Raw genomic sequence first — 8,605 nt, 5'->3', positions numbered from 1 at the left:
TGAGGGACAGGCAATTTTGAGCAGTTATGGTTTTCAGCCGCCTAAAAAATAATGTCTAATAGACTCATTAAAAATGGCGCGAAATAGCGCCATTTTTGTTGCTCGCTTTAGCAAGGCTTAGGTCAGTGCTAGTGCATTAAATACAACGTCGCTAATCCGAGAAAGGCAAACAGACCTATCACATCGGTGACTGTGGTGAGCACCATACCGCCCGCTAACGCCGGATCTACTTTTAAGCGCTTTAAGATCAGCGGAATACTGGCGCCTGCTAGTCCTGCGACTGTCATATTGATGAGCATTGCACCGCCAATCAGGCTGGCAAGCGCCATATCATCTTTCCAAACTAATACCGCGATAAACACTAACATCGACCACATTAAGCCATTCAAAAAGCCAATCGCGAGTTCTTTGCCAATCAGCCAGCGGGCATTACTTTGGCCAATATGGCCTAGGGCAATCCCGCGGATCACTAGGGCCAAGGTTTGGTTCCCTGCGACGCCGCCCATGCTCGGTACAATCGTCATTAAAATCGCAATCGTGGCAAACTGTTCAATAGTGCCCTCAAACATATTGCTGACAGAGGCCGCTAGCAGAGCCGCAAATAGGTTGATCGTGAGCCAGAGCGAACGGCGGAAGGTACTTTTGAGTACAGGGGCGAAGGTGTCTTCATCATCGTCCATCCCCGCCATCCCCATCATAGAGTGCTCGGCGTCTTCACGGATAACATCCACCACGTCATCGATGGTGATCCGGCCGAGCAACTTGCCCTCACTATCGACCACGGGCGCTGACACCCAGTCATGGCGCTCGAACAGTTGCGCCACTTCACTGTCGGACATGCCCACGGGAATGCTCTCGATATCGGTATCGATAATGCTGCTGATATGAGTATTGGGATCGCAGGTGAGCAGATCCGCAAGTTTGACCCCACCAAGCACGCGATCGTGTTTATCCACCACGTATAAAGTATCGGTAGTGTCGGGCAGGTTGCCCCGTTGGCGCAAATAACGCAGTACCACATCGATATTGACATCGGGTCTTAAGGTTACTGTGTCGGTGTTCATTAAGCTGCCTGCGGTCTCATCGGGATAAGAGAGCGCTTGCTCGACTCGCTGGCGGTTTTGCAGACTCATCGACTGTAATACTTGTTTATACACAGTATCTGGCAGGCTTCGCAGAATATAAGCCAGATCGTCCGTATCCATGCTGGCGGTAGCCTTGGCGACTCGCTCTGGACTCATGGTGCTGATCAGCGGGTCTTTTAACTCTTCGCTGAGTTCATCGAGAATATCCCCGAGCTGATCTTGATCGACGAGTTGCCATAACACCTGCCGAGCTTTGGGAGGTGACGATTCTAAAATCAATGCGATATCTGACGGCGCCATATTTTGTAGCATTTGCCTGACATGCACAAACATACCACTGTTGAGGGCTTGACTCAGTTGGTCGAGACGGTGTTCGGCTTGTAAACTGTCTGAGGCTTCTACAGGCATGTTTCCTCCATGGCGGCGGTGGATGGGTTGGCGTTTAGCTATTGAGGACTTAAGCCAAAGCGCAGCAGTACATTGTAATTTAGCGCACGGGAGGGCGTCGAGTCACAAATGTGTTTTACTGGTATAAGGTGCTGAAATCAAAACCAAACAGGATACTGAATACCGGCAGGGATCATCGAGATGATACCATCAGCAGGCTTCGTCAAACTTAGCGTCGATAAGGGCACAAATGGCATTAAGTGCAGGCTCGGCATCCGGGCCTTCGGCGATGAGGGTGATGGTTTTACCCATGCCCGTCTCGAGCATGAGTAAACCCAATACACTGGCGGCAGAGGCCTGTTTTTCACCTTGGATCAGCGTAATGCTGGCATCAAACTCAGAAGCAAGCACCACGAGCTTTGTGGCGGCGCGGGCATGTAAGCCGAGTTTATTGCAGATGGTGACTTGGCGCTCAAGTTTTGGCATGGCTCAACTCTCGATGGCGCGCATTGACTTTATGTTTGCCATTACTAAAACGTTTAGCTAGTTGCTCAGCTACATAGACTGAGCGGTGTTGGCCACCTGTGCAACCAATCGCAATCGTGAGATAGCTACGATTATTGCGCTCTAAATGGGGCAACCAGGTTTCGAGCAAATTCTCGATTTGCCAGATGAACTTATTCACCAGTGGCTGACGATTTAAAAACTCCGCTACGGGTTCATCTAAACCGGTGAGAGGTCTAAGCTCCGGTTCCCAATGGGGATTTGGCAAAAAGCGCACATCAAACATAAAGTCAGCTTCGGTCGGCATACCATGCTTAAAACCGAAGGACTCGAAGTTGATCACCAGTTCCTTATCGACACTGCCAAGGAGTATTTGCCGCACTTGGTCGCTGAGTTCATAGATATTCAGATTCGAGGTATCTATATAGTGATCCATCTGCTGTGACAGCGGCTCGAGCAATTTGCCTTCAAGCTTGATGGCTTCTTGCAGTGACACTCGGCTCTTCGATAAGGGATGTAAGCGCCGCGTTTCACTGTAGCGTTTGAGCAACACTTTATCGCTGGAGTTTAAGAAGAAGCTGGTGAGTTCAGTGCCCGTAGGCAGGCTGGCAAGCTGTTTAACCAGGACTTTGTCTTGCTCTGGTAAATTGCGCACGTCAACACTGATAGCAACGAGATCGTTACTGCCTTTGAGCTGTTCAAGCAAACTACCAATCAACGGCAAAGGCAAATTATCGACACAATAGTAGCCGAGATCTTCAAGCACTCTAAGTGCGACCGATTTGCCTGAGCCTGAACGCCCTGACACTATGACCAGTTTCATCCAATGATTACCTGATAGAGTTCCGTTTCATCATGCGTCTTGCGCAATTGTTTTAATATTTGCTTGTCACTGAGCTTTTCAGCCATGCATGACAAGGTACTTAGGTGCTGCTGACATTGGTCGGCAGGCACGAGTAGTGCAAATAAAATATCGACGGGTTGTTTATCGATAGCATCAAAGGCTATCGGCTCCTCACATTTTATCAATATCGCTATGGGTTGTGTTATATCGGTTAATCGACCATGTGGAATGGCGATACCGTTACCTATACCTGTGCTACCCATCTTTTCGCGCGCCACGAGGCTTTCGAAGATCTCTTGAGATGAGAGGGTGGGGTACTGGGCAGCGGCTAAGTCGCTGATGAGTTCCAGTACCTTTTTCTTACTGCCCGGAGTGGCGCAGGTTGTGCACTCCGGCCGCAGTATGGTACGAAGTTCCATTGCTAGTGTTTTGTTAACTTCTCTTTGTGTTTAATAACCTGACGATCAAGTTTATCAATCAGGACGTCTATGGCAGCATACATATCTGCATGCTCTGAAGTCGCGAAGACTTCACCACCGGTGAGGTTGATTCTCGCTTCGGCAATCTGTTGCATTTTCTCAACATTGAGCACAACGTGCACATTATTGATCTGTTCGAAATGACGTTCAAGTTTTGAAAACTTTTCCTCAACATATGCCCGTAACGATTCAGTAATCTCGATATGGTGTCCACTTAGGTTTATTTGCATAGAAACGTCCTCCGATACTCACAATAGGCTATAAGCTTTTACGCTGATTGGAAGGGGGAATAAGCATCGCTTCTCGGTACTTCGCAATGGTTCTGCGCGCAACGTTAATTCCCTGTTCTGCCAGAAGTTGAGCCATCTTGCTGTCGCTTAATGGTTTTTTCTGGTTTTCCGCTGCAACCAGTTTCTTAATGAAAGCTCTGATTGCTGTGGATGAGCACTCACCGCCATCATCCGTCCCGACGTGGCTTGAGAAGAAATATTTTAGTTCAAAAAGTCCTTTTGGGGTATGCATGTATTTTTGAGTCGTCACCCGTGAAATGGTGGACTCATGCATTTCTACCGCTTCGGCGATATCGTTAAGGACCATAGGTTTCATGGCTTCTTCGCCATATTCGAAGAAACCCTGTTGGTATTGCACTATGCAGTTTGCCACCTTGAGCAGTGTTTCGTTGCGGCTTTCAAGGCTTTTGATAAACCATTTAGCCTCTTGCAGATGGCCACGAATAAATTGGCTATCAGCTTGATTTTTTGAACTTCGGGCCATTGCTGCATATTGCTGATTTACGTTGATTTTTGGCATGCAGTCAGGGTTTAATTCGACCACCCAACGGCCGTTTTTCTTCGACACCGATACATCGGGGATCACATATTCTTCATCGACAGGGGTGATGAGTAAACCGGGGCGAGGATTTAAGGTTTGGATCAGCGCAATACTGTCCCTTAACTCGTCTTCTTTCAGTTTGGTCTTACGCATTAACAGCCTAAAGTCGCGAGCGGCGATCAGATCTAAATGATCTTTGATCAGCATGCGGGCGTTTTCGATGTGAGGGGTATCAGGCGAAAAATGAGATAGCTGGATCAGTAAACATTCGCTTAAATCCCTTGCCGCGACACCAACGGGGTCGAAATGTTGAATACGCTTGAGCACGGCTTCAACTTCGTCGAGTTCAATCTCGGGATTGCCCATGGCTTCGAGGATATCTTCAGTGCTTTGAGTGAGATAACCTTGATCGTCAATGGCATCAATAATCGCGGTGGCAATGGCTAAATCGGTTTCAGAGAAGGGTGTGAGGTTTTTTTGCCATTCTAAATGTTCGTACAACCCCTCGCTAGTTTCCCCTTGGAAGGGCATGTCATCTTCACGGCTGGCGCCAGAACCTGAGTTTGGCGATGCGGTAAAGACTTCATCCCAAGTGGTATCCATGGGTAACTCTTCGGGCAGAGATTCTTTGGTCAGCGACTCGGCAATGTCCACGGTGGAGTTATCTTGTTCCTGTGGCTGGGCAGTCGTTTCGCTAAAGTCGGTATCGGCGATATCTTGCTTACGTTCGCTAGGCGCGTCAAATTGCTCCTCTTCCAGCTCGAGAAGAGGATTAGAGTCTAAGGCTTGCTGGATTTCTTGTTGCAGTTCCAATGACGACAGTTGCAGCAGGCGAATGGCCTGCTGAAGTTGTGGCGTCATGGTTAACTGTTGACCCAGTTTGAGCTGGAGTGACGCTTTCATGTTACCGCTGATCCCTAGGTTATTATTGTGAGTTTAGGTCGCTTGATATCATATGGATGGAGCCTAGCGCTCTCAAATTCAAGGCTTATTAGCTTTGTTTTAGTAACTATAGCCTGAATTGTTCACCTAAGTACACAGCCCTAACTTGCTGATTGTCTAAGATCTCTGCGGGTGTGCCCTCGGCAATAAGATTACCGTGACTCACAATGTAAGCATGTTCACAGACGTCTAAGGTCTCGCGCACATTGTGGTCAGTGATAAGTACTCCAAGGCCTCGGCTCTTAAGCTGCTCGATAATTTTCTTGATATCGATAACGGAGATCGGATCAACGCCCGCAAAGGGCTCATCAAGCAGAATAAACTTGGGGTTGGCCGCTAAGGCGCGGGCAATTTCGACGCGGCGACGTTCACCGCCCGATAAGGACATGCCTTGGCTGTCACGAATATGGGTGATATGGAACTCTTCTAGCAGTTGCTCTAGTGCTTCTTCGCGCTGGTCACTATTGAGCTCTTTACGGGTTTGCAGTACCGCCATGATGTTGTCGTGTACGGTTAATTTACGAAAGATACTCGCTTCCTGTGGTAGGTAACCAATACCTTTGCGGGCACGCAGATGCATAGGATCGGCGGTTAAATCATCATCGTCGATAAAGATATGGCCTTTATCGCTTTTAACTAAGCCCACGACCATGTAAAAGGTGGTGGTTTTGCCCGCGCCGTTAGGGCCGAGTAGGCCGACGACTTGACCCGTTTTGACCGTCAGGCTGACATCTTTGACAACCTGACGACTCTTATAACTCTTGGCGAGATTCTGTGCTTTTAAGGTGATTTGGGTCATTTAGAATCCTGTTTTTTCACAGGTTTATCTGTTGGTGTATTTTTGAGTTCTTCCTGATAATTATCAGGTTGAATAATGGTAATTACGCGATCATCACCATTGCCGCTACTTTCGGCGATCAGTTTTTGCTGAATAATATCGTAACGAATTAAATTGCCTGTAACTTGACTACCCGCTTGGTCTAGGGTCGCTGTACCAGTTAGGGTCAACGTCCGAGTGGCCATTTCATAGCGAATCTCTTTGGCGCTAGCAGATGCTGGGCGGCCATCATCCAGGATTTGGCTGTAGGTTGCCGGATTTCCAGTAGCCAGTAAGACTTTACTATTTTCGCCTTCGACAGAAAATGCACGGAGTTGATCCGCATGGATTTTAATTGAGCCTTGAACAACTTCAACGGGACCGAAGAAAATGATCTGATTGTTTTTAATGTCCGCAGTTTGACTGACGGCTTTAATTTTCACTTCTTGCTGTAAGTCACCGATCTTGGCGAAGGCATTCATGCTTATCATTAGCATTAGGCTGGCAAGTAATATGTTATTTTGCTTCATAGGTTCCTACTACCTGACTGGTCAATTGCACTTCCTGCGCGTTAAGGTCGGCATAAAGGCCTTGCCCTTGAATATTAAAATCTTTCCCTGTGACGTAAATGATGCGGTCAGAGGTCATTATCATTGTGTTGAGATCGAGTTCTAAAAAACTGGTGGACAAGGTTTGTATCGGTTCACCAGGGCTGATGGCATCGATAATAACATTATTTTCTAATACAACCTTGCCAGTATCTTTGTTGAGTCGACCTTGATCGGCTCTGATCTGCCATTTTGCTTTACCTTGGTCGGGATACACAAGATAGACAGGCTGAATAAAGTCGGTTTGGTTTTTAAGCTCATAGTGTTCCATGTGCTTTGCCGTGACGCGACTATTGACTTGTCCTTGCTCGTTAAACTCGATGCTACGCAGATCTTCGATAATGTAGTCGGGTCTGTCTGTATCGTTCAGGCTGCTATCGGTATCGCCACCGCGTTTTTGTTGGACCTGCCAATACAGCACGAGTGCAGTACCAAAAAAAGCAATAATGGCGAGGGTCACACGACTCATATGCTCATCCCATGGGCTGAGGTAAATTTGTTTTGACTCAGAAGTAACAGATCTGTCAGCTCTCTGAGCGCGCCATGACCACCATTTAACTGGGTCACAAAATGGGCGTGTTGGCGCACATAGGGATGTCCATCGGCAACACAGACGGCAAGACCGACGACATTCATCACTGGCAGGTCGACAATATCATCACCGATATAGGCAACTTCTTCTGGTGTGACATTGTAGAGCGACAGCAGTTCTTCATAGGGGACAAATTTATTATCCACACCTTGATAAATATGGGATACACCGAGGGCCGTCATGCGGTTTTCAACAATTTTAGACTGGCGGCCTGTTATCACGGCCAGATTAAAGCCACTGGTCAATAAAGAGCGCACGCCATAACCATCGCGGGTATGGAAGGCTTTGAGCTCTTCACCCGAGTTGCTTAAATAAATGCGGCCGTCAGAAAATACCCCGTCCACATCGCAGATCAGCAGTTTAATTTTTTGCGCTCTTTGCCACACATCATCGCTGATCGGGCCGTAAAATCCTTGCTGTGGCATTAAATGACTCCCGCTTTAACCATATCGAGCATATTGAGCGCACCGACAGGATGATTGTCTTTATCTATCACTATCAGGCCGTTGATATTTTTTGAGTCCATCACTTGCAGCGCCTGCGCTGCCAAGACGTTTTCAGTAATTGTGACACAGTTTCGCGTCATCACATCGGCGATAGGCGTGGTGCGTAGGTTGACTTGGGCATCGATAACGCGGCGTAGGTCGCCGTCGGTAAAAATACCCACGAGTTTGTTTTGTTCATCGATCACCGCCGTCATGCCTAGGCCCTTCTTGGAGATTTCATACAGGGCATCGGTAATACAGATATCGTGTTTGACGAGTGGTAAGTCATCGCCGCTATGCATGACATTACTTACTTTTAACAGTAGCTTACGTCCTAGGGCACCGCCTGGGTGAGACATGGCAAAGTCTTCCCGAGTAAAGCCTTTGGCTTGCAGCAGCGCAATGGCCATCGCATCACCCATCACTAAGGTTGCCGTGGTGCTCGAGGTTGGCGCAAGCCCGAGCGGACAGGCTTCTTCAGGCACTTCAATACATAAATGAATTTTGGCCAAACGTGCCATCGTGGACTCAGGTTTGCCAGTCATAGCAATCACGGGAATGGCTTTACGTTGGATAACGGGCATCAGCGCAAGGATTTCGCTCGATTCACCCGAGTTTGAAATGGCGAGGATAATATCATTATCAGAGAGTACGCCTAAGTCGCCATGGCTGGCTTCGCCTGGATGCACAAAGAAGGCAGGGGTGCCAGTGCTGGCGAGGGTAGCAGAGATTTTATTACCAATATGGCCAGATTTCCCCATCCCCATCACGATGACTTTGCCGGTGCAGTTGAGGATTAACTCGCAGGCTTGGGCGAATTCAACGGAATCGACATATTGATAAAGATTGTCGAGGGCCGATTTTTCAATATCGATGACTTTACAGCCCCACTGGCGCAATTGTGATTGGTCTACCATGTCTATCTCTCTTCTTGCATTGTCTTTGTCGCCCCGTCTGGGATTGGAATAGCACAATTTGGTACGCGATAAAGATGATAAAATTAACGGCTTGTTACTTTGAGTCGCATGCTA

At 47.9% G+C, this 8,605-nt stretch carries 11 protein-coding genes; all 11 read right to left on the bottom strand.

The window, feature by feature from the left end:
* Window positions 1–128: 128 nt before the first annotated feature.
* Window positions 129–1,493: a magnesium transporter gene (gene mgtE, locus SHEWPOL2_RS20895; RefSeq protein WP_037431332.1), complete on the bottom strand. Its 1,365-nt coding sequence runs from the start codon at window positions 1,491–1,493 to the stop codon at window positions 129–131.
* Window positions 1,494–1,682: 189 nt separating this feature from the next.
* A complete protein-coding gene (locus SHEWPOL2_RS20890; protein ID WP_011627201.1) occupies window positions 1,683–1,958 on the bottom strand; it encodes an HPr family phosphocarrier protein in 276 nt (91 codons plus the stop codon).
* Window positions 1,945–2,799 carry an RNase adapter RapZ gene (gene rapZ, locus SHEWPOL2_RS20885; protein ID WP_037422011.1) on the bottom strand — a complete coding sequence of 285 codons (855 nt, stop codon included), beginning with the start codon at window positions 2,797–2,799 and terminating at the stop codon, window positions 1,945–1,947. The genes SHEWPOL2_RS20890 and rapZ overlap by 14 nt, the downstream gene beginning before the upstream one ends.
* Window positions 2,796–3,239, bottom strand: a complete 444-nt coding sequence (gene ptsN, locus SHEWPOL2_RS20880) for a PTS IIA-like nitrogen regulatory protein PtsN (protein ID WP_037422014.1) — start codon at window positions 3,237–3,239, stop codon at window positions 2,796–2,798. The genes rapZ and ptsN overlap by 4 nt, the downstream gene beginning before the upstream one ends.
* A 2-nt stretch (window positions 3,240–3,241) precedes the next feature.
* Window positions 3,242–3,529: a ribosome hibernation promoting factor gene (gene hpf / locus SHEWPOL2_RS20875; protein ID WP_007650503.1), complete on the bottom strand. Its 288-nt coding sequence runs from the start codon at window positions 3,527–3,529 to the stop codon at window positions 3,242–3,244.
* Between the two features lie 28 nt (window positions 3,530–3,557).
* Window positions 3,558–5,033 carry an RNA polymerase factor sigma-54 gene (locus tag SHEWPOL2_RS20870; protein ID WP_037431329.1) on the bottom strand — a complete coding sequence of 492 codons (1,476 nt, stop codon included), beginning with the start codon at window positions 5,031–5,033 and terminating at the stop codon, window positions 3,558–3,560.
* A 106-nt stretch (window positions 5,034–5,139) separates the two neighbouring features.
* Window positions 5,140–5,871 (bottom strand): LPS export ABC transporter ATP-binding protein, encoded by a 732-nt coding sequence (gene lptB, locus SHEWPOL2_RS20865; RefSeq protein ID WP_037422019.1) that lies wholly within the window; start codon window positions 5,869–5,871, stop codon window positions 5,140–5,142.
* Window positions 5,868–6,419 (bottom strand): lipopolysaccharide transport periplasmic protein LptA, encoded by a 552-nt coding sequence (lptA, locus tag SHEWPOL2_RS20860; protein ID WP_037422024.1) that lies wholly within the window; start codon window positions 6,417–6,419, stop codon window positions 5,868–5,870. Before lptA ends, lptB begins: the two co-directional genes overlap by 4 nt.
* Window positions 6,406–6,966, bottom strand: a complete 561-nt coding sequence (lptC, locus tag SHEWPOL2_RS20855) for an LPS export ABC transporter periplasmic protein LptC (protein ID WP_037431327.1) — start codon at window positions 6,964–6,966, stop codon at window positions 6,406–6,408. The genes lptA and lptC overlap by 14 nt, the downstream gene beginning before the upstream one ends.
* Window positions 6,963–7,514, bottom strand: coding sequence for a 3-deoxy-manno-octulosonate-8-phosphatase KdsC (kdsC, locus tag SHEWPOL2_RS20850; RefSeq protein ID WP_037431324.1), 552 nt, complete (start codon window positions 7,512–7,514; stop codon window positions 6,963–6,965). The genes lptC and kdsC overlap by 4 nt, the downstream gene beginning before the upstream one ends.
* Window positions 7,514–8,491, bottom strand: a complete 978-nt coding sequence (locus SHEWPOL2_RS20845) for a KpsF/GutQ family sugar-phosphate isomerase (protein WP_037422034.1) — start codon at window positions 8,489–8,491, stop codon at window positions 7,514–7,516. The genes kdsC and SHEWPOL2_RS20845 overlap by 1 nt, the downstream gene beginning before the upstream one ends.
* Window positions 8,492–8,605 lie beyond the last annotated feature (114 nt).

Source organism: Shewanella sp. POL2 (assembly GCF_000282755.1).
Lineage (GTDB): Bacteria > Pseudomonadota > Gammaproteobacteria > Enterobacterales > Shewanellaceae > Shewanella > Shewanella xiamenensis.
The sequence above is the reverse complement of the archived record's forward strand: the minus strand, read 5'-3'. Positions and strand labels throughout refer to the sequence as shown.

What these genes read in the sequence shown, in the direction of transcription:
- mgtE (WP_037431332.1), bottom strand. Translation starts at nt 1,493, where the DNA reads ATGCCTGTAGAAGCCTCAGACAGTTTACAAGCCGAACACCGTCTCGAC.
- SHEWPOL2_RS20890 (WP_011627201.1), bottom strand. Translation starts at nt 1,958, where the DNA reads ATGCCAAAACTTGAGCGCCAAGTCACCATCTGCAATAAACTCGGCTTA.
- rapZ (WP_037422011.1), bottom strand. Translation starts at nt 2,799, where the DNA reads ATGAAACTGGTCATAGTGTCAGGGCGTTCAGGCTCAGGCAAATCGGTC.
- ptsN (WP_037422014.1), bottom strand. Translation starts at nt 3,239, where the DNA reads ATGGAACTTCGTACCATACTGCGGCCGGAGTGCACAACCTGCGCCACT.
- hpf (WP_007650503.1), bottom strand. Translation starts at nt 3,529, where the DNA reads ATGCAAATAAACCTAAGTGGACACCATATCGAGATTACTGAATCGTTA.
- SHEWPOL2_RS20870 (WP_037431329.1), bottom strand. Translation starts at nt 5,033, where the DNA reads ATGAAAGCGTCACTCCAGCTCAAACTGGGTCAACAGTTAACCATGACG.
- lptB (WP_037422019.1), bottom strand. Translation starts at nt 5,871, where the DNA reads ATGACCCAAATCACCTTAAAAGCACAGAATCTCGCCAAGAGTTATAAG.
- lptA (WP_037422024.1), bottom strand. Translation starts at nt 6,419, where the DNA reads ATGAAGCAAAATAACATATTACTTGCCAGCCTAATGCTAATGATAAGC.
- lptC (WP_037431327.1), bottom strand. Translation starts at nt 6,966, where the DNA reads ATGAGTCGTGTGACCCTCGCCATTATTGCTTTTTTTGGTACTGCACTC.
- kdsC (WP_037431324.1), bottom strand. Translation starts at nt 7,514, where the DNA reads ATGCCACAGCAAGGATTTTACGGCCCGATCAGCGATGATGTGTGGCAA.
- SHEWPOL2_RS20845 (WP_037422034.1), bottom strand. Translation starts at nt 8,491, where the DNA reads ATGGTAGACCAATCACAATTGCGCCAGTGGGGCTGTAAAGTCATCGAT.